General features: G+C 71.2%; 22 protein-coding genes. 13 read left to right on the forward strand and 9 right to left on the reverse strand.

Features of this window, described 5'->3' with window-relative positions; translation table 11 throughout:
• Positions 1-227 precede the first annotated feature (227 nt).
• From NWP10_RS01775 to NWP10_RS01790, 4 genes are read left to right on the forward strand one after another with little or no spacing between them, the layout of a single operon-like run.
• Complete coding sequence (locus tag NWP10_RS01775) at positions 228-1286, forward strand: siderophore ABC transporter substrate-binding protein (RefSeq protein ID WP_258299676.1); 1059 nt, start codon at positions 228-230, stop codon at positions 1284-1286.
• Positions 1283-2338, forward strand: a complete 1056-nt coding sequence (locus NWP10_RS01780) for an iron chelate uptake ABC transporter family permease subunit (RefSeq protein WP_017488267.1) — start codon at positions 1283-1285, stop codon at positions 2336-2338. The genes NWP10_RS01775 and NWP10_RS01780 overlap by 4 nt, the downstream gene beginning before the upstream one ends.
• Positions 2331-3419 carry an iron chelate uptake ABC transporter family permease subunit gene (locus NWP10_RS01785; RefSeq protein WP_258299677.1) on the forward strand — a complete coding sequence of 363 codons (1089 nt, stop codon included), beginning with the start codon at positions 2331-2333 and terminating at the stop codon, positions 3417-3419. Before NWP10_RS01780 ends, NWP10_RS01785 begins: the two co-directional genes overlap by 8 nt.
• The gene (locus NWP10_RS01790) at positions 3416-4171 is read left to right on the forward strand and encodes an ABC transporter ATP-binding protein (RefSeq protein ID WP_017488265.1); all 756 of its coding nucleotides are present in this window, start codon (positions 3416-3418) and stop codon (positions 4169-4171) included. Before NWP10_RS01785 ends, NWP10_RS01790 begins: the two co-directional genes overlap by 4 nt.
• Positions 4172-4261: 90 nt before the next feature.
• On the opposite strand, the gene NWP10_RS01795 is transcribed toward NWP10_RS01790, so the two are convergent.
• Positions 4262-5260 (reverse strand): hypothetical protein, encoded by a 999-nt coding sequence (locus NWP10_RS01795; protein WP_258299678.1) that lies wholly within the window; start codon positions 5258-5260, stop codon positions 4262-4264.
• 577 nt (positions 5261-5837) lie between these two features.
• Here NWP10_RS01795 and groES point away from each other — a divergent pair.
• Both groES and groL read left to right on the forward strand, forming a co-directional pair.
• Positions 5838-6134: a co-chaperone GroES gene (groES, locus tag NWP10_RS01800; protein ID WP_002857590.1), complete on the forward strand. Its 297-nt coding sequence runs from the start codon at positions 5838-5840 to the stop codon at positions 6132-6134.
• Positions 6135-6242: 108 nt separating this feature from the next.
• Positions 6243-7844, forward strand: coding sequence for a chaperonin GroEL (groL, locus tag NWP10_RS01805; protein ID WP_258299679.1), 1602 nt, complete (start codon positions 6243-6245; stop codon positions 7842-7844).
• 247 nt (positions 7845-8091) lie between these two features.
• Here groL and NWP10_RS01810 read toward each other — a convergent pair whose 3' ends face one another.
• A complete protein-coding gene (locus NWP10_RS01810; protein ID WP_258299680.1) occupies positions 8092-9531 on the reverse strand; it encodes a dicarboxylate/amino acid:cation symporter in 1440 nt (479 codons plus the stop codon).
• 185 nt (positions 9532-9716) lie between these two features.
• Here NWP10_RS01810 and guaB point away from each other — a divergent pair, with 185 nt between their 5' ends.
• Positions 9717-11261, forward strand: a complete 1545-nt coding sequence (gene guaB / locus NWP10_RS01815) for an IMP dehydrogenase (RefSeq protein WP_258299681.1) — start codon at positions 9717-9719, stop codon at positions 11259-11261.
• A gap of 147 nt (positions 11262-11408) precedes the next feature.
• On the opposite strand, the gene NWP10_RS01820 is transcribed toward guaB, so the two are convergent.
• From NWP10_RS01820 to NWP10_RS01840, 5 genes are all read right to left on the reverse strand, one after another.
• Positions 11409-12353: an AEC family transporter gene (locus NWP10_RS01820; protein ID WP_258299682.1), complete on the reverse strand. Its 945-nt coding sequence runs from the start codon at positions 12351-12353 to the stop codon at positions 11409-11411.
• A gap of 18 nt (positions 12354-12371) precedes the next feature.
• On the reverse strand, positions 12372-13700 hold the full coding sequence (locus tag NWP10_RS01825; protein ID WP_258299683.1) for an enolase C-terminal domain-like protein: 1329 nt from the start codon (positions 13698-13700) through the stop codon (positions 12372-12374).
• Complete coding sequence (locus tag NWP10_RS01830) at positions 13697-15307, reverse strand: aldehyde dehydrogenase (NADP(+)) (RefSeq protein ID WP_258299684.1); 1611 nt, start codon at positions 15305-15307, stop codon at positions 13697-13699. The genes NWP10_RS01825 and NWP10_RS01830 overlap by 4 nt, the downstream gene beginning before the upstream one ends.
• Before the next feature lie 30 nt (positions 15308-15337).
• Positions 15338-16288, reverse strand: coding sequence for a 5-dehydro-4-deoxyglucarate dehydratase (gene kdgD, locus NWP10_RS01835; RefSeq protein ID WP_258299685.1), 951 nt, complete (start codon positions 16286-16288; stop codon positions 15338-15340).
• A gap of 104 nt (positions 16289-16392) precedes the next feature.
• Positions 16393-17301, reverse strand: a complete 909-nt coding sequence (locus tag NWP10_RS01840) for a LysR family transcriptional regulator (RefSeq protein ID WP_258299686.1) — start codon at positions 17299-17301, stop codon at positions 16393-16395.
• 167 nt (positions 17302-17468) lie between these two features.
• On the opposite strand from NWP10_RS01840, the gene NWP10_RS01845 reads away from it, so the two are divergent.
• From NWP10_RS01845 to NWP10_RS01860, 4 genes are all read left to right on the forward strand, one after another.
• Entirely contained in the window at positions 17469-18467 is a 999-nt protein-coding gene (locus NWP10_RS01845) for a tripartite tricarboxylate transporter substrate binding protein (RefSeq protein ID WP_258299687.1), read from the forward strand.
• Between the two features lie 140 nt (positions 18468-18607).
• A complete protein-coding gene (locus tag NWP10_RS01850; protein ID WP_258299688.1) occupies positions 18608-19108 on the forward strand; it encodes a tripartite tricarboxylate transporter TctB family protein in 501 nt (166 codons plus the stop codon).
• A gap of 24 nt (positions 19109-19132) precedes the next feature.
• The gene (locus tag NWP10_RS01855) at positions 19133-20845 is read left to right on the forward strand and encodes a tripartite tricarboxylate transporter permease (RefSeq protein ID WP_258299689.1); all 1713 of its coding nucleotides are present in this window, start codon (positions 19133-19135) and stop codon (positions 20843-20845) included.
• Positions 20842-21234 (forward strand): universal stress protein, encoded by a 393-nt coding sequence (locus NWP10_RS01860; protein WP_258299690.1) that lies wholly within the window; start codon positions 20842-20844, stop codon positions 21232-21234. The genes NWP10_RS01855 and NWP10_RS01860 overlap by 4 nt, the downstream gene beginning before the upstream one ends.
• Before the next feature lie 19 nt (positions 21235-21253).
• Here the strand turns inward: NWP10_RS01860 and NWP10_RS01865 are convergent, their stop codons facing one another.
• Together NWP10_RS01865 and NWP10_RS01870 are read right to left on the reverse strand one after the other, a co-directional pair.
• Positions 21254-22036 (reverse strand): FadR/GntR family transcriptional regulator, encoded by a 783-nt coding sequence (locus NWP10_RS01865; protein ID WP_258299691.1) that lies wholly within the window; start codon positions 22034-22036, stop codon positions 21254-21256.
• Positions 22037-22128: 92 nt separating this feature from the next.
• The gene (locus NWP10_RS01870; protein ID WP_258299692.1) at positions 22129-23259 is read right to left on the reverse strand and encodes a mandelate racemase/muconate lactonizing enzyme family protein; all 1131 of its coding nucleotides are present in this window, start codon (positions 23257-23259) and stop codon (positions 22129-22131) included.
• Positions 23260-23356: 97 nt separating this feature from the next.
• Here NWP10_RS01870 and NWP10_RS01875 point away from each other — a divergent pair, with 97 nt between their 5' ends.
• Positions 23357-24346, forward strand: a complete 990-nt coding sequence (locus NWP10_RS01875) for a 2-hydroxyacid dehydrogenase (RefSeq protein WP_258299693.1) — start codon at positions 23357-23359, stop codon at positions 24344-24346.
• Positions 24347-24627: 281 nt separating this feature from the next.
• Positions 24628-25764 carry a GuaB3 family IMP dehydrogenase-related protein gene (locus tag NWP10_RS01880; RefSeq protein WP_258299694.1) on the forward strand — a complete coding sequence of 379 codons (1137 nt, stop codon included), beginning with the start codon at positions 24628-24630 and terminating at the stop codon, positions 25762-25764.
• Positions 25765-25800: the final 36 nt, after the last annotated feature.

Here is a 25800-nt window from a genome sequence, read left to right on the forward strand (position 1 = left end):
CTGGCGCAGGGTCGCCGGGGGCGCGGCGACCGGCGCGGGCGCGGCGCGGAGACGACGGGCGGTGACGGGTCGCGGCGGGGGGTGCCCACGGTCACATTGGTGGATACGAAAGATCCGTGTACCGTAATCGACTGAGGCAAGGCTCACCTGATCGACGGGGGCCGGCCTGACACCCCGATCCCCGTGAACCGAGGCGGCCCTCGACCGCGCCGCCCGGAAGGAGCACCATGCAGCGTTCCCCGCGCACTCCCCGCCTGAAGGCCCTCGCCCTCGCCTCCGTCGCCGCCCTCGCCCTCGTGGGCTGCTCCGCCGGCGCCGCCGCCGAGGGGTCCGCCTCCGGCTCGGCGAACACCGGCTCGGCCGCGGGCTCCGGCTCGGCCTCGGCCCCCGCGGGCGACGGCGTCGCGGCGGGCGCCACCGTCACGGACATGTCCGGCGCGGAGATCACCCTGCCGGAGGAGATCGACTCCGTGATCACCACGGACAACCGCACCTTCCGCACCCTGGACGAGTGGGGCGTCGAGCTCTCCGCCGCCCCCAAGCAGCTCATGTTCAAGGGCGAGGGCGGCCCCGGCTACCTCCAGGACGACGAGGTGGCCGACATCGGCAACCACCGCGAGCCGGACATGGAGGTCTTCGTGACCGCCGAGCCCGACGTCGTCTTCAACGGCCAGCGCTTCAACGAGCGCAAGGCCGAGATCGACGAGCTCACCGGCGACGCCGCCGTGATCGACACGAACTTCGACCCGAAGCAGAAGCCGATGGACGAGGGCCTCAAGGAGCTCACGACGCTCCTGGGCGAGGCCACCGGCCACCAGGACGACGCCGCGGCGCTCAACAAGGAGTTCGACGACGCCGTCGCGAAGGCCAAGGAGGCCTACGACTCCGAGCAGACCGTCATGGGCCTGATCTCCACCGGCGGCGAGCTCTCCTACGTGGCCCCGGGCACCGGCCGCTCCATCGGCCCGATGTTCGACATCCTCGGCCTCACCCCGGCCCTCGAGCAGGCCGGCTCCGACAACCACCAGGGCGACGACATCTCCGTCGAGGCCATCGCCCAGTCCAACCCGGACTGGCTGATCGTCATGGACCGGGACGCCGCCACCGGCGAGGCCAACGCCACCGCCGCCGAGCTCATCGAGCGCTCCGAGGCGCTCAAGGACGTGACCGCCGTCAAGGAGGGCAACATCGTCTACCTGCCCCAGGACTTCTACGTCGCCGAGGACATCCAGAACTACACCACCGTGATGGACGACCTCGCGAAGGCCTTCGAAGGCGCCCGGTGACCGCCCTGCACCCCGGTGTCGCCGACGCCCGGACCCGGCTCCCCGAGCCCGGTCCGGGCGAACGCGTGTGCTGGGTACCCCCCGCCGTCCTCCGCCCCCAGCGCTCCCGCTGGCAGCGCACCTGGCCGCTGCTGGCCGGCGTCGCCGTGACCGTGCTCCTGGCCGTGGTCTCCCTCTTCGTGGGCGTCTACGACGTCGGCGCGGAGGGTGGGCGCGAGATGTTCGCCATCACGCGCGTCCCGCGCACGGTCGCCCTCGTGCTGGCCGGCGCCTCCATGGCCATGTGCGGCCTGATCATGCAGCTCATGACACAGAACCGCTTCGTGGAGCCCAGCACCACTGGCACCACCGAGTGGGCCGGGCTGGGGCTGCTCGTCACCATGATCCTGATCCCCGGGGCGAGCATCGTCACCCGGATGACCGGCGCCGTGCTCTTCGCGTTCGTCGGGACCATGGTCTTCTTCCTCTTCCTGCGCCGCGTGCGGCTGCAGTCTTCCCTGATCGTGCCGATCGTGGGCATCATGCTCGGCGCCGTCGTCGGCGCCGCCTCCACCTTCCTCGCCCTGCAGACGGACATGCTCCAGCAGGTCGGGGCGTGGTTCGCCGGCTCCTTCACCTCCGTGGTGCGCGGCCGCTACGAGCTCCTGTTCCTCGTGCTGGTCGTCTGCGTGGCCGTGTTCGTGATCGCCGACCGCTTCACCGTGGCCGGCCTCGGCAAGGACGTGGCCACCAACGTGGGCCTCAACTACAACGCGGTGATCCTCACCGGCGTGGCCATGGTGGCCGTGGCCACCGGCGTGGTGACGGTGGTGATCGGCGCCCTGCCCTTCCTGGGGCTCGTGGTGCCCAACATCGTCTCCATGGTGCGCGGCGACAACCTGCGCACGAACCTGCCGTGGGTGGTCATGGTCGGCATCTGGGTGGTCATCGTGTGCGACCTGATCGGACGCACCGTGATCGCCCCCTTCGAGGTGCCGATCTCCCTGATCCTCGGCCTCGTGGGCGCCGTCGTCTTCCTCGGACTCCTGATCCGGCAGGCCAAGCATGGCTGAGCCCTCGACCATGCGCCCCGGGCGGATCCCCGCCCCCGTCGGCGGCTCCACCGCCGCCGGCCCCGCCGAGGCCGACGCCCCCCGGACCTCCGGCGCGTTCACCACCCGCCGGGACCGCGACCGCTACGTCGTCGTGGTGGCCGTCCTCGCCGTCGTCGCCGTGCTCTCCACCGCCGGCATCCTGCTGTGGGGCAACGAGGCCGAGCCCGGATCCCGCGCGTTCTGGATGATCGCCGGCATGCGGCTCGACTCCCTCGGCGTGATCGCGATCGTGGCGCTGTGCCACTCGTTCGCCACCGTCAGCTTCCACACCGTCACCGGCAACCGCATCATCACGCCGTCGATCATGGGCTTCGAGGCGCTGTACACCGCCGTCCAGACGGGCGCCGTGTACGTGCTCGGCGCCGCGGGGATCGGCGTGGTCACCGGCACCGGGCCGTTCCTGGCCCAGGCGGCGCTCATGGTGGTGCTGGCCACCCTGCTCTACTCGTGGCTGCTCTCCCGGCCCTACGGGTCCATCCACCTGATGCTGCTGGTGGGCGTCGTGCTCGGCGGCGGCCTGGCCGCGCTCAGCACGTTCATGCAGCGGCTGCTGGACCCCAACTCGTTCGATGTGCTCTCCGCCCGGCTCTTCGGCAACATCTCCAACGCGCGGTCCGAGTACGTGGCGATCGCCGCGCCGATCGTCGTCGTCGTGTGCCTGGTGCTGTGGCTGCGCTCGCGGCGTATGAACGTGCTGGCGCTCGGCGCGGACTCCGCCTCCAACCTCGGGCTGCACCACCGGCGCGAGCTGATGGTCACCCTGCTGCTGGTGTCCGTGCTCATGGCCATGACCACCGCGCTCGTGGGGCCCATGACCTTCCTAGGGTTCCTGGTGGCCACGCTGGCGTACAGCCTGGTGGACACCCATGACCACCGCATGGTGCTGCCCGTGGCCGCCCTCGGCGCGTACGCGGTGCTCACCCTCGCCTACTTCGTGCTGCGGCACGTGTTCTACGCGGGAGGTGCGGTCACGGTGATCATCGAGCTCGTCGGCGGCATCACCTTCCTGATCGTCGTGATGAGAAAGGGACGTCTGTGATCGAGCTGCGCGGCGTGGTCAAGCGCCACAGCGACGAGGTGTGCATCGGACCCGTGGACCTCGACATCGAGGCCGGGGGCATCACCGCGCTCGTCGGACCCAACGGGGCCGGCAAGTCCACGGTGCTGACCATGATCGGCCGGCTCCAGGACGTGGACGGCGGCACGATCGCCGTGGGCGGGCAGGACATCACCTCGACGCCGTCGCGCCGGATCGCCCAGACCCTGTCGATCCTGCGCCAGGAGAACCACTTCGTCACTCGGCTGACCGTGCGCCAGCTGGTGGGCTTCGGCCGCTACCCGTACACGCGGGGGCGCCTCACGCTCGAGGACGAGCGGTACGTGTCCGAGGCGATCGACTTCCTCAACCTCGGCCCCTTCGAGAACCGCTACCTGGACCAGCTCTCCGGCGGCCAGCGCCAGCGCGCGTATGTGGCCATGGTGCTCGCCCAGAACACCGAGTACGTGCTGCTTGACGAGCCGCTGAACAACCTGGACATGCAGCACTCCGTGCAGATGATGCAGCAGCTGCGCCGAGCCGCGGACGAGCTGGGCCGCACCGTGGTGATCGTGCTGCACGACATCAACTTCGCCGCCCGCTACGCCGACCACATCGTGGCCATGGGCGACGGCCAGGTGGTGGAGACGGGCACCCCCGGCGAGATCCTGCGCCCCGAGGTGCTCGAGCGCATCTTCCGCACCCCGTGCAACGTGGTCGACGGCCCGCACGGACCCCTGGCCGTGTACTACTGACGGCCGCGGGGGAGCGGGGCCGGGTGCTTCGGGGGAGCGGGGCGGGGCGGGCTCCAGCTCCGCTCCTCGCGTCCTCGCCCGGCGTTGCGCTCACGACTCGCCGCGTGCCGTTTCCTCAGACGGCGAGTCGTGAGCACGACGGCGCTGCTGCAGCTGGGCGATGACGCTGCGGTAGCCCTCGGCGTGGTCCGCAGCGGTGATCCGCATCGGCGTCACGCCGTAGGAGAGCAGGCGCCGGTCCCGGCGCGCGTCCCGGGCCTGCTGCTGCCGGTCGAGGTGATGCTCGCCGTCGTACTCGAGGGCGACCCGGAGGTCGGCGAAGTACAGGTCCGACTCGGCCAGTGCGGGATCGTCGGGGGCGACCTTGTGCTGGAGCAGGGGCTCGCCCAGGCCCGCGTCGATGAGCGCCAGGCGGGCGTGGGTCTCCATGGCGGAGTCCGCTCCGACGCGGACCCGCCCCAGGGCGGCACGGGCCCGGCCGACGCCGTGGAACGGGGCGAGCGCCTCGAGGACCTCGGCCAGGCGTTCGACGGTGGTGCGCGGCGGAAGCCGCCCGCCGCCCGCCCACGGGTGCCGGACGAGATGGTCGCCGGCGGCGACGAGGTCCGCCTCATCCCAGCGCGGACGGAGGGCGCACAGATCCGCCCAGGTCCGCTCCGGGCTCGTGACCGTGAGCCCGTGGACCACGCTCCTGTGCTCCGGCGGCACGGTCCGGCGGTGCACCCGCACGCCGGGACGGCGGACGTCGCGGGGAGTCGAGACGGAGACGGGCTCGGGGGCGTCGACGGCACGGTCCAGGGGGCGGGGGATCCCGTGCAGGTGGGCGGCGGTGGCGTGGGAGAGCACCGCGTCCGGCCGCAGGCGCTGCAGGGCGGTCAGATCTTCGACGCTCCAGGAGTGCGGCGGGGCGGCGAAGCCGAGCCCGGTCCAGGTCGGGGGAGTGCCCACGGACTGGACGCGGGCGCCGTGCAGCGGCACTGCCAGGTCCAGGCGCCGCAACCGGGACCGGCTCGCGCCCTTGGTGCGAGCCTCGGCCACGGTGAAGACGAGCGGAAGCGGAGGCAGGCGGGTGCGGGACGTCGTCGTCATGGGGGAGATGCTCCCTGGACGACGGCCCCGGAGGCGCCGGGGCGGCGGGCGCCGTGGACACGATGCGGCCGGGCGTGGGCTGTGCAGGAGTGCCCGACGACGGAGGCCCGGCGCAACAGGGGCCCGCAGCGCCCGTTGCGCTCATGACGCGCCGCACGACGGACCGGCCGACGGCGTGTTGTGAGCGCAACGCCACCGGGCGGGACGGGGGAACGGCCGGACAGAAAGTGGAGGGGGAACGGTCCGGCGGGACCGGGCTGGGAGGTCGGCCGGGGAGAGGGGCAGTGGGCCAGCAGCCGGGGGAGCGGCCCGGCGGCGGCCGCCCCGCCCCGAGAGCCGCCCCGCCACGGCCCCTCCGCCCCTGGCGGACACGGCTGGCACTCATGTTGAAGGAGTGCCAAAACCCGGAGTAGAGTCTGGACTGGCACTCGGGGGTACCGGGTGCCAATGCCCGAGGTGGACCGTCCGGCACCGCGACGACGGAGGGTCTGACGCCCGTGGCGCACCCGCAGACCACAGCATCAGCGGACCGGCGAGCCCGCCGGAGCCGCACGTCGACGAAGAAGGAGTGTGCAGCATGTCTGTCTCCATCAAGCCCCTCGAGGATCGCATCGTTGTCCGCCCCCTGGAGGCCGAGCAGACCACCGCGTCCGGCCTCGTGATCCCGGACACCGCCAAGGAGAAGCCGCAGGAGGGCCAGGTCGTGGCCGTGGGCCCGGGCCGGGTCGCCGAGAACGGCAACCGCGTGCCCGTCGACGTCGCCGAGGGCGACGTGGTGCTGTACTCCAAGTACGGCGGCACCGAGGTCAAGGTCGGCGGCGAGGAGTACCTGGTGCTCTCCGCCCGCGACGTGCTGGCCGTCGTCACCAAGTGACCCCGCCGCGACGGGCCCGGTGAGCGGCGCGCACCGCACCGGTGCGCGCGCCCCGGGCCCCTCGCGTCCCCGCACCCCCTGACTCCCTGAACGAAAGGAGCGTCCGTCATGGCCAAGCAGCTGGCTTTCAACGACGACGCACGCCGCGCCCTCCAGGCCGGCATCGACAAGCTCGCCGACACCGTCAAGGTCACCCTCGGCCCCAAGGGCCGCAACGTGGTGCTCGACAAGGCGTGGGGCGCCCCCACCATCACCAACGACGGCGTCACGATCGCCCGTGAGGTGGAGCTCGACGACCCGTACGAGAACATGGGCGCCCAGCTCGCCAAGGAGGTCGCCACCAAGACCAACGACATCGCGGGCGACGGCACCACCACCGCCACCGTGCTGGCCCAGGCCCTGGTGAACGAGGGCATGCGCCAGGTCGCCGCCGGCGCGGCCCCCGGCGAGGTCAAGAAGGGCATCGAGGTGGCCGTGGCCGCCGTCGAGCAGCGCCTCCAGGAGAACGCCCGCCCGGTCGAGGGCAAGGAGGTGGCCCACGTGGCCGCCATCTCCGCCCAGAACGACGAGGTCGGCGAGCTGCTGGCCCGCGCGTTCGACACCGTGGGCACCGACGGCGTGATCACCATCGAGGAGTCCTCCACGACCTCCACCGAGCTGGACGTCACCGAGGGCATGCAGTTCGACAAGGGCTTCCTGTCCCCGTACATGGTCACCGACGCCGAGCGTCAAGAGGCCGTGCTGGAGGACCCGTACGTCCTGATCAACTCCGGCAAGATCTCCAACGTGCAGGAGCTCCTGCCCGTGCTGGAGAAGGTGCTGCAGGCCAGCCGCCCGCTCTTCGTGATCGCCGAGGACATCGAGGGCGAGGCCCTGTCCACCCTCGTGGTCAACAAGATCCGCGGCACCCTGAACGTCGTGGCCGTGAAGGCCCCGGGCTTCGGCGACCGCCGCAAGGCCATGCTGCAGGACATCGCCGTCCTCACCGGCGCCCAGGTGGTCTCCCCGGACCTCGGCATGAAGCTCGAGCAGGCCGACCTGGACGTGCTCGGCTCCGCCCGCCGCATCACCGTGACCAAGGACGAGACCACCATCGTCGACGGCGGCGGCTCTGCCGAGGACGTGGAGGCCCGCGTCGCCCAGATCAAGGCCGAGTCGGCCGCCACCGACTCCGACTGGGACCGCGAGAAGCTCCAGGAGCGCCTCGCCAAGCTCGCCGGCGGCATCGGCGTGATCCGCGTGGGCGCCGCCACCGAGGTGGAGCTCAAGGAGCGCAAGCACCGCATCGAGGACGCCGTGTCCTCGACCCGCGCCGCCCTCGAGGAGGGCATCGTGGCCGGCGGCGGCACCGCGCTCATCAACGCGCTGTCCGTGCTGGACACCGACGCCGACGTCCAGGCCCTGACCGGTGACGCGGCCGTGGGTGTGGACATCGTCCGCAAGGCCCTGAAGCAGCCGCTGCGCTGGATCGCCCAGAACGCGGGCGAGGACGGCTACGTGGTGGTCTCCAAGGTCGCCGAGCTGGAGCCGAACCACGGCTTCAACGCGAAGACCGGCGTCTACGGCGACCTGATCGCCGACGGCGTGATCGACCCGGTCAAGGTGACCCGCTCCGCGCTGGCCAACGCCGCCTCCATCGCGGCCCTCGTGCTGACCACCGAGACCCTCGTGGCGGACAAGCCCGAGGACGAGGACGAGCACCAGCACTGATCCGCGTGTTCACACGGGACCGGCCCCTCACCTTCGGGTGAGGGGCCGGTCCCGTGTCCGGGGGCGTGCGGCGGGGGCGGGGTCGGCGCCCGTGCCTAGCCTCCCGTTTCCCGCACGAAAGTGCTCCGGCAGCCTCCCGTTTCCTGCACGAAAGCGCCCCCGGAGGCTCCCGTTTCCCGCACGAAACGGGATTCCGGGGCTCCGGGGGCGTCGAGGCGCCGCGCGCCAGCGGGCCGGCGGGCCGGGGTCAGTCCCGCGCGGGGCGGGCGGCGGCGCCGACCATCTGGTCCTGGTCGTCGTCGCGGTCCTGGGCGCGGGCCTCGACGATCTCCTCCTCGTCCTCGCCCATGATGTCGACGCGCTCGGCGTCGTAGCGGGCCTGGTCGAGGATGCCCTCCTGCTTGGCCACGAGGGCGGGCACGAGCGCCTGGCCGGCCACGTTGGTGGCGGTGCGGCCCATGTCCACGATCGGGTCGACGGCGAGCAGCAGCGCGAGGCCCTCGAGCGGCAGGCCGGCGGTGGAGAGGGTGAGGGTGAGCATCACGGTGGCGCCGGTGGTGCCGGCGGTCGCGGCGGAGCCGAGCACGGAGACGAGCACCACGAGGGCGTACTGGCCCAGGCTCATCTCGATCCCGTAGAACTGGGCCACGAACACGGCCGCGATGGCCGGGTAGATGGCGGCGCAGCCGTCCATCTTGGTGGTGGAGCCCAGCGGGACGGCGAACGCCGCGTAGCCGGTGGGGACGCCGAAGTTCCGCTCGGCCACCCGCTGGGTCACCGGCAGGGTGCCGAGCGAGGAGCGGGAGACGAAGCCGAGCTGGACGGCCGGCCACACGCCGGTGAAGAACTGCTTCACGGACAGGCCGTGCAGGCGGGCGAGCACGGGGTAGACCACGAACATGACGATCGCCAGGCCCACGTAGATCGCCACCACGAACTTCGCCAGCGTGCCCATGGTGGACCAGCCGTAGGAGGCCACGGCGTTGCCGAGCAGGCCGACGGTGCCGATCGGAGCGAGGCGGATGATCCACCACAGCAGCTTCTGGATGACGGCCAGGACGGACCGGGAGAACGTGAGGAACGGGGCGGCCTTCTCGCCGACCTTGAGGGCGGCGATGCCGACGACGATCGCGATCACGAGGATCTGCAGCACGTTGAAGGTGGGGGAGGAGGCCACGGCGCCGTCCTCGCCCACGGCGCTCTTCACGGTCAGGCCGAGGAAGTTGGCCGGGACCATGGAGGTGAGGAAGTCAAGCCAGCCCACGTCGCGGGCCTGGTAAGACCCGGGGGCGCTCTGGCCGGTGCCGACGCCGGGCTGCATCACGACGCCGACGGCGAGGCCGATCAGCACCGCGATGAGGCTGGTGATGGCGAACCACAGCAGGGTCTTGGCGGCGAGGCGGGCCGCGTTGGTCACCTGGGCCAGGTTGGCGATCGAGGCGACGACGGCGAAGAAGACCAGCGGGATGACCGTGGCCTTGAGGATGCTGATGTAGACGCTGCCGATCGTGGCCAGCGTCTCGCCCAGCCAAGTGGGGGAGTCGGGGGTGTGGCCCATCGAGCGGGCGACGAGGCCGAGGACGAGGCCCAGGACGAGGGCGGCGACGATCTGCCAGCCGAAGTTCGACGTCCAGGCGGGGAGCCGGCGTCGGGGCGCCGGTGCGGGGGAGGACTGTGCGGTGCTCATCCGGGGAGGTTAGGCGGTCCAATACCATGACGCCGAAACGGATTGCGACATGTGACGTCGTGGTGACGTCCGTCTCGTCCCTGCGTGGCCCAGTGCGGGGGTCCTGTGATGTGGCCCGCACCCGGGTCGCCGGTTTGACCCCCGGGCATAGAATCGCGGAAACACCCGTCCCGAAAGGCGCCTTCGTGACCACCACCAGCACCGGGCCCAGCTCCGAGCCCGTCCACTCCTCCGCGGATCCCTTCGGCTTCTTCGGCCTCACCTACGACGACGTCCTGCTGCTGCCCAGCGCGACGGACGTGATCCCGGCCGAGGCGGACACGAGCACCCAGCTCACCCGCAACATCCGCCTCAACATCCCCGTCGTCTCCGCGGCGATGGACACCGTGACCGAGGCCCCGCTGGCCATCGCCATGGCCCGCCAGGGCGGCATGGGCATCATCCACCGCAACCTCTCCATCGAGGACCAGGCCCGCCACGTGGACACCGTGAAGCGCTCGGAGTCCGGCATGATCAAGGACCCGGTCACGATCGGCCCGAAGGCCACGCTCGCCGACCTGGACGAGCTGTGCGCGCAGTACCGCGTCTCCGGCCTGCCCGTGGTCGCCGAGGACATGACCCTGCTGGGCATCATCACCAACCGCGACACCCGCTTCATCCCCCACGAGGAGTGGGAGACCCGCACGGTGGACACGGCCATGACCCGCATGCCGCTGATCACGGCGCGCGAGGGCATCTCCCGCGAGGAGACCATCCGCCTGTTCTCCCAGAACCGCGTGGAGAAGCTGCCCCTCGTGGACGAGGCCGGCCGCCTCACGGGCCTGATCACCATCAAGGACTTCGACAAGGCCGAGAAGTACCCGGACGCCGCGAAGGACGACGAGGGCCGCCTGCGCGTCGGCGGCGCCGTCGGCTTCTTCGGCGACGGCTGGGAGCGCGCCATGGCGCTCGTGGAGGCCGGCGTGGACGCCCTCGTGGTGGACACCGCCAACGGCCACACCCACGGCGTGCTGGACATGATCGCCCGCCTGAAGAAGGAGAAGGCGGCTGCGCACGTGGACGTGATCGGCGGCCAGGCGGCCACCTACGCGGGCGCCAAGGCGATCGTCGACGCCGGCGCGGACGCCGTGAAGGTCGGCGTGGGTCCGGGCTCGATCTGCACCACCCGCGTGGTGGCCGGCGTCGGCGTGCCCCAGATCACCGCCATCTACGAGGCCGCCAAGGCCACCCGCCCGGCGGGCGTGCCGCTGATCGCCGACGGCGGCCTGCAGCACTCCGGCGACATCGGCAAGGCCCTCGTGGCCGGCGCCGAGTCCGTGATGCTCGGCTCCCTGCTGGCCGGCACCGCCGAGTCCCCGGGCGACCTGGTGTTCTACCAGGGCAAGCAGTTCAAGGCGTACCGCGGCATGGGCTCCCTGGGCGCCATGCAGACCCGCAACGGCAAGCGCTCCTTCTCCAAGGACCGCTACTTCCAGGCGGACGTGCCGGACGAGGACAAGCTGATCCCCGAGGGCATCGAGGGCCAGGTGCCCTACCGCGGCCCGATCGCCTCGGTGGTGCACCAGCTCGTGGGCGGCCTGCGCCAGACCATGTTCTACACGGGCGCGTCCACCGTGGACGAGCTCAAGGAGAACGGCCGGTTCGTGCGCATCACCGCGGCGGGCCTGAAGGAGTCCCACCCGCACGACATCATGATGACGGTGGAGGCCCCGAACTACCGCTCCCGCTGAGCTCGGAGGGCTGACCCTTTCGGGTGTACCGAACGCCGCACTCGGGCGCACTCGTTCCAGTCGAAACCGCGTTTCGTCGGAACGAGTGCGCCCGAGGCGTGTAGGGCGTGGGTGCGGTGGAGCTCCGCGCGCAGCCGGGCCGGCTGTTCAGGTGCTCCCCATCAGGAGGGTGATCATGAGGATCGACGGGAGGGACGCCAACGTCGTAGTCAGGACGACGTCTCGGGCCAGTTCACTCGGCATGTCGAACCGGTCGGAGAAGAGGAAGACGTTCTGCGCCGTCGGGAGCGCCGCCATGACGACGGCTCCCATGAGTGCCGCACCGCTCAGGTGGAAGAGACTACTCGCCACGAACCACGCGACGACGGGCATGAGGGCCGTCTTGACGGCGGTGGCGACGACCACATCGACGACCATGCCTCGACCGGACAGCGGACGCTGGGTGACCAGGGACAGCCCGAAGAGGACAAGGAGCAGCGGCACAGACGCCTCCCCCAGCATCGTGATCGGTGTCCACAATGCCTTGGGTGGCTCCCAGCCGACGGCGGCGATCACTGCGCCGACCGCGGTCGCCACGGTCACAGGGTTGGCGATCGAGCGGAGGGCTGTCCGCACCTGACCCCCACGGTCAGCACGGTGTCGGGAGTCCAACCACCCGAACAGCACCAGGTAGGCGGGGGCGATGAGAAGGAGCTGAGCGGTGAGGACGGCGACGGCAGGGCCGGCGTCGGACATGGCGAACATGGCGAGCGGGACGCCGATCGTCCCCGCGTTCCCGTAGGACGCGGCCATGGCCCCCACTGCGGAGTGCGCTGCCCCATGACGCAGGATCCATCGGCTCACCGCGGCGTGGACGAGTCCTGCGGCCGCCGCCGTGGCCAATGCGATGGGCATGTACACCCCGAACAAGGTGCCCAAGTCCGCCTTCGCCAGCAGGATCAGCATGAGAGCGGGATTCGAGACGTAGTAGATCGCTGGGGAAAGCCCGGTGCGCATCGCTCTCACCGTCGGCTCCGGGAGGAGCAGCCCGGCCACGATCCCCACGCCCATGAGCGTGAGGATCGTGGTGAAGCCGAGAAGGACGCCGGTCATGTGAAGGCTGGCCGGGCGTCAGCGCACGAGGCAGGGGCGCTTCGCGTCGAACGTCCACCCGGGGATCAGGTGCTGCATCGCCACGGCGTCGTCGCGTGAGCCGAGACCATGCCGCAGGTACAGCTCGTGCGCCTCCTGGAGTCGATCCCGGTCCAGCTCGATGCCGAGACCCGCGGCGTCGGGCACCCGGATCCCGCCGTCGCGGATCTGCAGGGGATCGCGCGTGAGTCCCTGACCGTCCTGCCAGATCCAGTGGGTGTCGAGGGCCGTGATGCGTCCGGGGGCCGCAGCGCCGACGTGGGTGAACATCGCCAACGAGATGTCGAAGTGGTTGTTCGAGTGCGACCCCCACGTGAGCCCGAACTCCGCGCACAGGCGGGCGACGGCGACCGAGCCGGCCATCGTCCAGAAGTGCGGGTCCGCGAGGGGGATGTCGACGGCGTTCGCCCGGATCGTGTGGGACATCTCCCGCCAGTCCGTCGCGATCATGTTCGTGGCCGTGGGCAGGCCGGTGGCGCGGCGGAACTCCGCCATCACCTCGCGGCCGGAGAAGCGGCCCTCCGCCCCGCAGGGGTCCTCCGCGTAGGCGACGACCCCCTGCATCCGCCGTCCGAGGCGGACGGCGTCCTCAAGCAGCCAGCCGCCGTTGGGGTCCAGGGTGATCCGGGCGTCCGGGAACCGCTCCTTCAGGGCGATCACGGCATCCACCTCGGAGTCGCCGTCGAGGACGCCGCCCTTGAGCTTGAAGTCCTGGAAGCCGTACTTCTCCTGGGCCGCCTCCGCCAGGGCCACGACCGCCTGGGGCGTCATGGCCTCCTCCCGGCGGAGCCGCTCCCACGCGTCCGCGCCGTCCGGCTCGCGCAGGTAGGGGAGGTCGGTGCGGTCGGGATCTCCGACGTAGAAGAGGTAGCCCAGCATGGGGACGACGTCGCGCTGCTGGCCGTCACCGAGCAGCTCGGCGACCGGGACGCCGAGATGCTGGCCGTGCAGGTCCAGCAGCGCCGACTCGAGCGCGGTGACGGCGTGCACCGCCGTGCGGAGGTCGAACGTCTGCAGGCCACGTCCCCCCGCGTCGAGGGCGGCATGGTCGGCCGCGGCCTCCCGGAGAAGGGTGCGGAAGCGGGCGACCGGCTGTCCCGTCATCTTCGTCCCGGCCGCCTCCACGGTGGCCCGGATCGACTCCCCGCCGGGCACCTCGCCCAGTCCCGTGCGTCCGTCCGAGTCCGTGACGATCACGACGTTGCGGGTGAAGAACGGACCGTGAGCGCCCGAGAGGTTCAGCAACATGGAGTCGTGGCCGGCGATGGGCACCACCTCGACGCCGGCGATGGTGGGCTGGGTGCTCATTCCGCGTCCTTTCCGGACAGGGTGGTCTCGCCGTCGATCCGACGGTTGAGGTTCCACGGGTTGTCGACTGCCACGGGGGCGGGCAGGAGCCCCTCAGGCAGGTCCTGGTAGGCCACGGGGCGGAGGAAGCGCTCGATCGCTAGCGTGCCCACGGACGTCGTGCGGCTGTCCGAGGTCGCGGGGAAAGGCCCGCCGTGGACCATCGCGTGGCCGACCTCCACGCCCGTGGGCCACCCGTTCGCGAGGATGCGTCCCACCGTGTCCTCGAGCTCGGGGAGCAGGCGCTGGGCCGCGGCGAGGTCGGAGTCGGCCAGGTGCAGCGTGGCCGTGAGCTGCCCCTCCAGTGCCCGGATCGAGTCCACGAGGTCCTCGACCCCGGTGTAGCGGACGACGAGGGAGGCGGAGCCGAAGACTTCCGCCTGGAGCTCACCGTTGTCCTTGAACGCCTCCGTGTCGGTCGACAGGACCAGGGGAGCCGGGGCGTTGCACGTGGGGCCGTCCGTGCCGCGGGCCAGCTCGTCCACGCCCTCCTGGTCGGACAGCGCGTCCGCTCCGGTCTGCCAGGCCTCGGCGATCCCGCGCGTCAGCATGGTCTGTCCGGCGACGTCGTCGAGCTGCTCGGTGATCGCCGCGGCGAACCGGTCCCCGGCGTCACCGCTCGGAACGAACACGAGACCGGGTGCGGTGCACAGCTGCCCGGAGGAGCCGGTCAGCGACCCGACGAAGCCCTCGGCGAGGGCCTGGGCGGCTCCGTCGCCCTTCAGAGCGCCGGGCAGGACGAAGACGGGGTTGATCGAGCTCATCTCCGCGTACACGGGGATCGGCACGGGGCGCGCCGCGGCCGTCGCCATGAGGGACGTCCCGGCCCGCCGCGAGCCCGTGAAGCCCACCGCCTTGACCCTCGGGTCGGCGGCCAGGGCCTGCCCGATCGACGCGCCCGGCCCGTAGACCAGGGAGAAGACTCCCGGGTGGATCTCGCACTCCTCGGCGGCCTGGGCGATCGCACGGCCGACGATCTCGGCCGTCCCCGGGTGGGCGTTGTGGGCCTTCACGATCACGGGGCATCCGGCGGCGAGGGCCGAGGCGGTGTCTCCGCCTGCCGTCGAGAACGCGAGGGGGAAGTTGCTCGCACCGAACACGACGACCGGGCCCAGCGGGACCTGGCGCTGACGGATGTCCGGCCGAGGCAGGGGGGTCCGCTCGGGCTGGGCGGGGTCCACCCGCACACCATGGTGGTCGCCACGGCGCACGACGTCGGCGAACAGGCGCAGCTGGTTCGTGGTCCGCGTGGTCTCGCCGTTGAGGCGTGCCTCGGTCAGGCCGGTCTCGGCCATCGCGCGCGCGACGAGGTCCTCGCGGACGGCCTCGATGCTGTCCGCGATCCGGTCGAGGAAGGCGCCGCGCCGCTGAGGATCCAGGGCACGGTAGGCGGGGAAGGCCTCGTGCGCGGCACGGGTGGCCGCCTCGACCTGGTCCTCGGCGAGGAGCGAGTACTCGGGCGCGAGGGCCGAGTCGTCGCGCGGATCGAAGCCGCTCACGGTCCCGGCGGTGCCGGGGAGGGTCGTTCCGGCGATAAGGGAGTGGCCGGTGAGGGTGGCGTCGGTCATGGTGGTGTTCCCGTCTCTCGGTGTCAGTGGTCAGGACTGGGTCGCCGCGGCGCCGAGCAGCGGGCTCGCCTGTGCCTCGACGATGAGGCGCGCGAGATCCTGCCGGTCGGTCTCGGAGAGATCGTGCAGGGGCGGCCGGACCGGGCCGGCGGTGTGGCCGATGGCCTCCACTCCGGCCTTCACGATGGAGACGCCGAAGCCCTTGCCGCGGTCGCGGATCTCGAGGTAAGGGAGGACGAAGCGATTGAGCTTCTCGTTCACCGCCGCGCGGTTCTGCGCACGCACGTCGCCGTAGAACTCGAGAGCGAACTCGGGGACGAAGTTGAACATCGCCGAGGAGTAAGTGCTCATCCCGAGCTGCAGCAGCGGGAGGGCGAAGGTCTCGGCGGTCGGCAGGCCGCCCAGGTAGAACATGCGGTCGCCGTTCTTGGCGTACACGCGGGTCAGGTGCTCGATGTCGCCGATCGCGTCCTTGAAGCCGATGAAGTTCTCGTGTCGACGGGCGAGCTCGGCCACGGTGTCGGCGGAGTAGATCGCATTGGCGCGGTTGTACACGATGACGGCCGTCTTGGTGGAGCCGATGACCGCCGAGGCGTGCTCCAGGAGGCCCTGCTGGTCGCACTCGGTGAGGTAGGGGGGCAGCAGCAGCACGCCCTCCGCGCCGGCCTCCTCCGCGCCCCGGGCCTGGGCGATGGCCATGTGCGTCGACCCGCCTGCCGACCCCAGGACGGGCACGTCCGGACGGGAGGCCTCGACGGCGATCTTCACGACGCGCGAGTGCTCCTCGAGCGAGAGAGAGAACCCCTCGCCCGTTCCGCCGGCGGCGAAGAGGCCGGCGACGTCGTAGCCGGACTGCCACTCGACGTGCTGGCGCAGGGCGTCCTCGTCCAGGGACAGGTCGGCCGTGAACGGGGTGACGGGGAAGGACAGGAGTCCGTCCTTGAGGTGCTGGGCGAGCTCGTTCGGGGTGAAACGGGACACGGAGATCTTCCTTACGGTCGAGGCGCTGAAGCGCTGGGTCGCGGTCGGCGCAGACGCCGCCTGTGCCTTCACCGTAGGAAGGCCGCCCGATTCCGGTCCAAGCCCTATGTCGCATCCGTCGATGCACTGAGGGAATCGTGGTCCAGGTTCGCCATCACCTGCAGGACGCGCTTCAGGGCCGGGTTCCGCTGGGTCGGGGACCACAGGGCGTGCAGCTCGACGGCGCCTCTCGCGGCCGGGCTGAGGGGCCTGAAGGCGATGGATTCGTCGCACAGGACGGCCGCGCTGGCGGGGACGGCCGCGATGCCCCGACCTGCTCGGACCAGGGCGATCATCGTGGTCACCTGGCTCACCGTGTGCGCGATCCTCATGCTGTCGACGTCCATCACGCGACGCGTCAGGTCGTGGAAGTAGGCGGCGGTCGTGGGGGAGTGCATGATGAGGCCCTCTCTCGACCAGTCAGGGCGTGGCGAGGTGTCGTCGGCGAGCCGATGGCCGGACGGGACGGCCAGGACGAGGTCCTCGGTGTGGATCAGCCTCGAGGAGAAGCGCGACGTGTCGAATGGCGGGCGGGCGAGTCCGAGGTCGAGGGTCCCCTCGCTCAGTCCGAGGGTCTGGTCTCGCGTGACCGCTTCGGTCAGGTCGATGTCGAGCCTCGGGAGCGCGGTGCTGATGGCCGTGAGCAGGGGGCCGAGGACGGAGAAGCCGGCCGCCGCCGTGAAGCCGATGCGGACGATGCCCTCCTGACCCGAGGCGATGGCCCGTGCCGCGCGGGGGGCGCGGTCGACCGCCGAGAGGATCTCCCGGGCTTCGCGCAGGAAGGCCTCTCCGGCCGTCGTCATCTCCACTCCGCGCGGATCGCGTTCCAGCAGGGTCACCTGGAGTGCTCGCTCCAGCTTCTGGATCTGACGGCTCAAGGGGGGCTGCGTCATCCGCAGGCGTTCCGCGGCCCGTCCGAAGTGGAGCTCCTCGGCGACGGCGACGTAGCAGCGGATCTGATCGATCGTGAACATGATGCCCTCCCGGTATGACGTAATGCCGCATGGGGCTTAGACATGCATGGTAGGCGCTTCCTAGTCTCGAGTGACATCCCGCGGTGATGCGGATCACAGGACCGCCTGCTCGGCCCGTCCACGACCACGCACCACCCGACCCGAGATCGAACTAGGAGTGGACCGCCATGCCCGTCTCTCTCACCCGTCGTACCGTCCTCTCGGCCACCGCCGCCACCGCCTTGCTCGCCCTGACCGGCTGCGGCGGGAACGTGTCCGGCGGCGGAGGCGACGCCGCGGACTTCCCCAGCAAGCCGATCAACCTCTCGGTGGGCCAGGCGGCAGGCGGATCCACCGACCTGATCGCCCGCGCCGTCGCGGACGGTATGTCCACGGACCTCGGCCAGCCGGTCACAGTAGTCAACAAGCCCGGGGCCAACGGGGCCGTCGCCACCAAGGAGGTGGCCGGCAAGGACGCCGACGGATACGAGCTCGTCCTCCTGAACGCCTCCCTCATCACCGTCACGCCCCTCGCCGTCTCCGAGGGCGACGCCGTGACGCTGGACGACCTGGACGTCCTGAAGGGGCTGTCGCAGGACGACTACGTCTTGGTCGCCTCGAAGGCCTCCGGGCTCACGACGCTCGAGGACGTCAAGGATGCGGACTCGATGGCCTACGGCACGACCGGCGTCGGCACCGCGTCCCAGATCGCCCAGACCGTCCTCTTCGCCGAGGCCGGCGTCCAGGGGACCGAGGTCCCCTTCGACTCGGGCTCGCCCGCCCTCACGGCGGTTATGGGGGACCAGGTGCAGCTCGCGACGGTCCAGCTCGGCGAGGCCAAGCCGCAGATCGACGCCGGGACGGTCGTGCCGATCCTGACCTTCGCCCAGGACCGGAATGAGTTCCTCCCGGACACGCCGACGGCGACGGAGGAGGGGTTCGACGTGCCGGTCGCGCAGTACCGTGCGGTCGCGGCGCCAAAGGGCCTGCCGGAGGACGTCAAGACCCGGCTCATCGAGTCGATCGACGCGACGCTCGAAACCCAGGCCTACAAGGACTTCAACAAGGGCCAGCTGCTGACCGCCCACGAGATCTCGGGCGAGGAGGTCGTGACGGAGTGGAACAGCCTTCGTGACCGCTACGCCGCCCTGGTCGAGAAGCACGGCATCTCGCTGTCCGGGAACTGACCTCCCCGGAGCCGTCGACGGATCGGAGAACCACGATGACCACCTCCCATGAACCTGAGTCGACCGCAGCCGCTCGGCCGGGTGTCGACGACCGCCCTCGGACGCGCGCGCTCGCCTCGGGTGAAGGCTCCTCGGTCGCCGTGACCGAGGCGGAGACGCCCGAGGAACTCCTGGCGGAGTGGCAGGCCGAGGCGCCCGAGCCGGCCGGACCCCTGTCGAACCTGACGGCGAGCCTCGTCGTCATCGGCCTCGGGATCGCCGGCGCGGTCCTTGCGATGGGGCTCGGGATCGGGTCGATCAGCTCCCCGGGTCCGGGGACATGGCCGCTCGTGATCTGCGTCGCGCTCGTCCTCCTCGGCGTCCTCCAGCTCGTCGTCGGCCGCCGTGGCCGGGAGGACGGCGAGCGTTTCAGCCGGTACTCCTGGCTGGCGCTGGCGGGGCTCGTCTCCCTCGTGGCCATGGCCGTGCTGATGCCGATGATCGGCTTCGAGATCCCGGCCTTCGTCCTCTGCATCGTGTGGATGAAGTTCCTGGGCGGCGAGAGCTGGCGCTCGACGATCCTGTACTCGGCGATCGTCGTCGTCGCCTTCTACGCGATCTTCATCGCCGCCCTCGGGACGTCCATCCCGCACCTCATCTGACCGTCCGGACTGCGAAGGACCACCATGGACTTCCTGAATCCTGTGCTCGACGGCTTCAACGTCGTCGTCCAGCCAGAGAACCTTCTCTACTGCCTCCTCGGCGTGACGATCGGCATGCTCATCGGCGTGCTGCCCGGGCTCGGCCCCGCCGCGACGATCGCCATCCTGCTGCCGCTCACCTACGGCGTGGAGCCGGTGACGGCGATCATCATGCTGGCCGGAATCTTCTACGGCGCTCAGTACGGCGGAACGATCACGTCCGTGCTCCTGCGGCTCCCCGGCGAGGCCAGCTCGGTCGTCACCGTGTTCGACGGCTACCAGCTGGCGAAGCAGGGCAAGGCCGGGACCGCCCTCGGCGTCGCCGCGGTCGGATCCTTCGTCGGCGGCACGGTCGCCATCATCGGCCTGACGTTCCTGTCCCCCGTCGTCGCCGGGTTCGCCCTCGACTTCGGCCCGCCGGAGTACGCAGCCCTTGCGCTGCTCGGCATCCTGTTGGTGGCCACCATCAGCAACGGGGCGAAGGTCAAGGCGCTGATCGCCGCCGCCGTCGGACTCCTCCTGGCCACGGTCGGCCGTGACTCGTTCACCGGCGGCGAGCGCTTCACCTTCGACAGCCTCGCGCTCGCGGACGGGATCGACTTCGTCCCGGTGGCCATGGGCCTCTTCGGCCTCGGCGAGATCCTCTACAACCTCGAGGAGCGCCACCGGGCGTCCAAGGTGCCGGACTCGGTCAAGAACCCGTGGCCCAGCCGCGCCGACCTGCGCAGGTCAGCCCCGGCCATGGGTCGAGGCTCCATCATCGGCTTCCTGCTCGGGATCCTCCCGGGCGGCGGCGCCACCATCGCGTCCCTGGCCGGCTACGCCACTGAGAAGAAGGTCGCCAAGGACCCGTCCCGCTTCGGACGGGGCGCCGTGGAGGGGGTAGCCGGCCCCGAGACGGCCAACAACGCGGCCGCGACCAGCTCGTTCATCCCGCTGCTGACGCTGGGCATCCCCGCCAACGCCACGATGGCCATCATCTTCGGCGCGCTCCTCGTGCAGGGCGTCACCCCGGGCCCAGACCTGATCAACTCGGAGCCGGAGCTCTTCTGGGGCGTCGTCAATTCCATGTACATCGGGAACATCCTGCTGCTGATCATGTCGATCCCGCTGATCGGCGTCTTCGTCCGGATCCTCCGTGTGCGGGCCGCCATCCTCGCGCCGATCACGGCGCTGATCACCATGCTCGGCGCCTACACGATCCGCAACTCGATGTTCGACGTCCTGCTCGTCGTGGGCTTCGGCGCCATCGGCTACCTGATGAAGAAGTCCGGGTTCGAGCCCGGACCCCTCGTCCTCGCCTTCGTCCTGGGCACGCTCCTGGAGTCGAACGTCCGTCGCACGCTCCTCGTGACTGAGGGCGACCTGTCCCAGGTGCTTCAGCGCCCGATCGCCGCGACCCTGGTGGCGGCCGTCCTGCTGGTCGCGCTGTGGCCGATCGTGGCAGGCTGGCTCGGCAGGCGACGTCCCGGTTCCGGGCTCGTGGAGAGCGCGGTGACCGGCGATCGCCCGGGCACGAGCGACGTCGACGAGACGTCCGACTCCGTCACTGGCGCCAGGGCCGCCGCCGTTCCGGAGACCGCATCCGTGGGATCCACCCCGACCGCTGGGCGTGATCCGTCCCCGGGGCCCCACGGCCCCGCCGCCGGGGCCACCGGCTCGTCCGTTCGCCATCCATCCACTGAGGAGCAGTCATGAGCATTCTCGTCGCCTATGTGCCGACGCCCGCCGGCGAAGCCGCCCTTGAGGCAGGCATCCGCGAGGCCCGACTCCGTGAGGAGGTGCTCGTGATCGCCAACTCCCAGCGAGAAGGAGCGCTGACCGACGCGTCGGCCGCGTCCGCGAAGGACCTGTCCGAGGCCCTCGAGAGGGCCCGTGCGGCGGGGGTGGAGGCCGAGGTCTCCCGCCCGACGCACCGGGACGACCTCGCCGACACGATCCTCGACCTCGCCGAGGAGCAGGACGTCTCGCTCATCGTCCTGGGGCTGCGGCGCCGATCGCAGGTCGGCAAGCTCCTGATGGGCTCCCACGCCCAGAGGATCCTCCTGCAAGCGGATCGTCCCGTGCTCTCCGTGAAGGCGACCTGACCGACCAGGTCCGCCGCGCTCAGCCCGTCGCCCCCGCTCGGAGGCGGCGGGCTGAGTTGTGCAGGTGCGCGCGCATCGCGGCGGCCGCCGCGACTGCGTCGCCCGCGCAGACGGCGTCCAGGACGGCGCCGTGCTCCCAGGCGACCAGTCGACGACGCTCGACCGCCGCCTCATGCGTCAGGCGGTCCGGAGGCATGGTGATCATGGCCGGACCCATCGCCTCCAGGGCGCTGACGAGCAGGGCGCTACCGGCCGCGGAGGCCACGGCCCTGTGGAAGTGGAAGTCCAGCCTCATCAGGTCGGACGGCCGCGTCGCCGGATCGGCCGCGGCCGCCGTGAACGCCTCGGCGGACTGGCGCAGCGACGTCATGACGGCGTGGCCCTCGCCGGTCTCGGCGGAGGGGCCCAGGGCGCGCAAGGCCGCTCGCGACGCCGCCTCGGTCTCGATGGCCATGCGGTACACGAGCACATCCTCACGGTCGTCCGTGCGTGCGGGCATGCCTCCGCCCTCGGAGGCCTCGGAGTCGAGGCCGGGCGGCGCCAGCACGAAGCTTCCGGAGCCCCGCCTGGTGTAGACGAGCCCTTCGGTCTGCAGGCGCGTGAGCGCCTCGCGGACGACCGTGCGACTGACGCCATGCTCGTCCTGGAGGGCCTGCTCCGTGGGCAGGCGGGCGCCCGGGTTCAACTGCCCCGCCACGATCCGTTCGCGCAGGGCGTCCGCGACGAGGTCGCTGCGGCTCCGGGTCCGGGTGCTCGTGGAAGCCCGTCGGGGGGCGTGGTCGGAGGTGGCTGACGGTCGCATGCGTCCCAGTCTCTCAGGGCCGTGGACGGCCGAGACCCCGCCCGGTCGGCGCTGCGGCGCCACGGGCGGGGTCTCGGGCCCGACGGGGTGGTTCAGAGGCTGCCGAACTCGGCGCTCTCGGTCGTCCAGTCACGGGCCTGGCCGCTGAGCGTCACGCCGAGGCCGGGCCGCTGCGGGAGCAGCATGCGGCCGCCCTCCGTCTCGAGCCGCTCGTTGAACAGCGGGTCGAGCCAGTCGAAGTGCTCGACCCACGGCTCGCGGGGGTAGGTGGCCGCGAGGTGGAGGTGGAGCTCCATCGCGAAGTGGGGCGCGAGGTCGAGGCCCGCCTGGTCGGCCAGCGTCAGGAGCCGCTGGAACTGGGTGATGCCGCCGACACGAGGGGCGTCGGGCTGGATGATGTCGCAGGCACGGCGCTCGATGAGGCGCTCGTGCTCCGCGACGGAGGCCAGCATCTCGCCGGTCGCGATCGGCGTGTCCAGGGCACTGGTGAGCGCGGCGTGGCCTTCGATGTCGTACGCGTCCAGGGGCTCCTCGATCCAGACCAAGTCGAACTCCTCCAGCTGGCGGCCCATGCGCAGCGCCGTGGCACGGTCCCACTGCTGGTTCGCGTCGACCATCAGGGGCACATCGGGCCCGATGTGCTCGCGCAGGGCGGCGACGCGGCGAAGGTCCTCGGAGGTGTCCGGCAGGCCCACCTTGATCTTGATTCCGCCGATGCCCTCGTCGATCGACTTCGTGGCCCGGTCCTTGACCTCCTCGATCGTGGCGTTGAGGAAGCCGCCGGACGTGTTGTAGGTCCGCACGGAGTCCCGGTGTGCGCCGAGCAGCTTGGCCAGGGGCAGGTCGGCACGCTTCGCCTTGAGGTCATAGAGGGCGACATCGATCGCGGCGAGCGCCTGCGTGGCCACGCCCGACCGGCCCACCGAGGCGCCGGCCCACAGCATCTTCGTGTAGAGCTTCGCGATGTCGTTGGGGTCCTCACCGATCAGGGTGTCCGCGACTTCGCAGGCGTGGGCGTACTGCGCCGGGCCTCCCGCACGCTTCGAATAGGAGAAGCCCAGGCCCTCGAAGCCCTGCTCCGTGGTGATCTCCGCGAACAGGAACGCCACCTCCGTCATCGGCTTCTGGCGGCCGGTAAAGACCTTCGCGTCGGAGATCGGCGTGCTCAGCGGCAGGCGTGCGGTGGACAGGCGGATGTGGCGGATGGCGTCGTAGGTGGTCATGGCCTCTCATTTCGTCCGGGAGTGGGTCACGGTAAACTCATCATACAAATATCTAAGTTGTATCACTACCTCTTCCTGGAAAGTGAAGGCGCCGATCATGAACACTGACCGTCCGGCCACCTCCTCAGGCACGGCCGTGCTGGGCCTGACCCCGCTGGATCCCGGTGTGTCCGCCCGCCTTCGGGAGCGCGGGGACGCCGTCGTGCTGCCTGCGGACTCCGCGGACCTGGACGCCTTCCTCGCGGCCCGCGGCGATGACGTCCGTGCCCTCGTCTGCTCTGGGACGGTCGGCGCCCCGGCGGCGCTGTTGAGGCGCATGCCGTCGCTGGGGGCGGTCGTCGTCTTCGGGGCGGGCGTCGACGCCGTCGACATCCAGGCCGCCGATGCCCTGGGCGTCCAGGTGAGCAACACGCCGGACGTCCTGTCGGAGGCCGTGGCGGACACCGCCCTGTACCTGCATCTGGAGACGAGGCGGCGATTCGCGGACGCCCGACGCCTCGTCGCGGACGGCGAGTGGGCGCGGGGCACCAGTCCCTCCCTCACGGACGATGCGCACGGAAGGCGTGTCGGGATCCTCGGCATGGGCAGGATCGGAGAGGCCGTCGCCCGCCGCATGGCCGCGCTGGGCTGCGAGGTCCACTACTGCAACCGCCGTCCGGTCGAGGGCTCCCCGCATCGGTACCATGCCGACCCCATGTCCCTGGCCGGCGCGGTCGAGACCCTCGTCGTCGCGGTGTCGGGCGGCCCGGGCACGCGAGGGCTCGTCGGTGCGGAGGTCCTGGAGCGACTCGGCGCCGAGGGTGTGCTGATCAACATGGCCCGGGGGAGCGTGGTCAACGAGGACGCTCTCGTCCGCGCCGTGCAGGAGGATCGCCTCGGCGCCGTCGGCCTCGACGTGTACGAGGACGAGCCCCACGTGCCGCGCGCTCTCGTCGAGTCCGACCGCGTGGTGGCCCTGCCGCATGTCGGCAGCGCGACGACCGGCACGCGCCGGGCGATGAGGGACCTGGTCGTCGAGAACCTCGAGCGCTATCTCGCCGACGGGGTGCTGGTGACGCCGGTCGGCATGGCCGGCCTGGCGCACTGAGCCGCCCGACGCCACCCTTCGGGCGCACTCGTTCCAGGACTGGTCCGCTCCGGGCCCTCGACCGCTCCACTCGGGCGCACTCGTTTCAACGAAACGCGGTGTCGGCTGGAACGGATGCGCCCGAGGTGTGTGGGGCCCGGGTGGCGGGGGCAGGCCAGCATTGCACGGCCCCGCGCACGACGACAACGCACGTCCACGTACCTCTCCCTTCTGCCCGGGGCGCCGCCGTAGTTGTCCGACCTCCCCGGATTCGCCCAGGGACGCTGGGCTAGGCTGGACCGGTGACGAATCAAATTGAGATCGGCCGCGGCAAGCGCGGTCGCCGGGCCTTCTCCCTCGACGACGTCTCGGTGGTGCCCGCGCGGCGCACCCGGGATCCCAAGGACGTCAGCCTCACCTGGCGCATCGACGCCTACACGTTCGAGATGCCCGTGATCGGCGCCCCCATGGACTCCGTGATGAGCCCGGAGACCGCCATCGCCCTCGGCCGCCTCGGCGGCCTCGGCGTGCTCAACCTCGAGGGCCTGTGGACCCGTCACGAGGACCCCCGTCCCCTCCTCGAGGAGATCGCCGCCCTCGAGGCCGGCCCGGACGGCACCGAGGCCACGCGCCGCCTGCAGGAGGCCTACGCGGCCCCCATCCGCGCCGAGCTGATCACCGAGCGCCTCGCGCAGATCCGCGAGGCCGGCGTCGTGGTGGCAGGCTCGCTCACCCCGCAGAACACGCAGGAGTTCTACAAGACCGTGCTCGCCGCGGGCGTTGACCTGTTCGTCATCCGCGGCACCACCGTCTCGGCCGAGCACGTCTCCTCCTCGCACGAGCCGCTGGACCTCAAGCAGTTCATCTACGAGCTGGACGTGCCCGTGATCGTGGGCGGCGCGGCCGGCTACACCCCGGCCCTGCACCTGATGCGCACCGGCGCGGCCGGCGTGCTCGTGGGCTTCGGCGGCGGCTCCTCCACCACCACGCGCCGCGCCATGGGCATCCGCGTGCCGATGGCCACGGCCATCGCGGACATCGCCGAGGCCCGCCGCGACTACATGGACGAGTCCGGCGGCCGCTACGTGCACGTGATCGCCGACGGCGGCGTCTCCACGTCCGGCGAGATCGTCAAGGCCCTCGCCATGGGCGCCGACGCCGTGGTCCTCGGCGCCGCCCTGGCCCGCGCCACGGACGCCCCCGGCGGCGGCTGGCACTGGGGCCTCGAGGCCGCCCACCCGGAGCTGCCACGCGGGCACCGCACGCACGTCGGCCAGGTGGCGCCCCTCGAGGAGGTCCTGTGGGGCCCCGGGCACCACGCCCACGGCACCTCCAACCTCATGGGCGGGTTGAAGCGCGCCATGGCCACCTCCGGCTACACCGAGCTCAAGGACTTCCAGAAGGTGGAGGTCCTGGTGACCCCCACCCAGACCGTCTGACCGTCGCCGCCCCGCCTCGGGGCGGCACCCCGACCG

Source organism: Micrococcus sp. HG099 (genome assembly GCF_024723355.1).
Lineage (GTDB): Bacteria > Actinomycetota > Actinomycetes > Actinomycetales > Micrococcaceae > Micrococcus > Micrococcus endophyticus.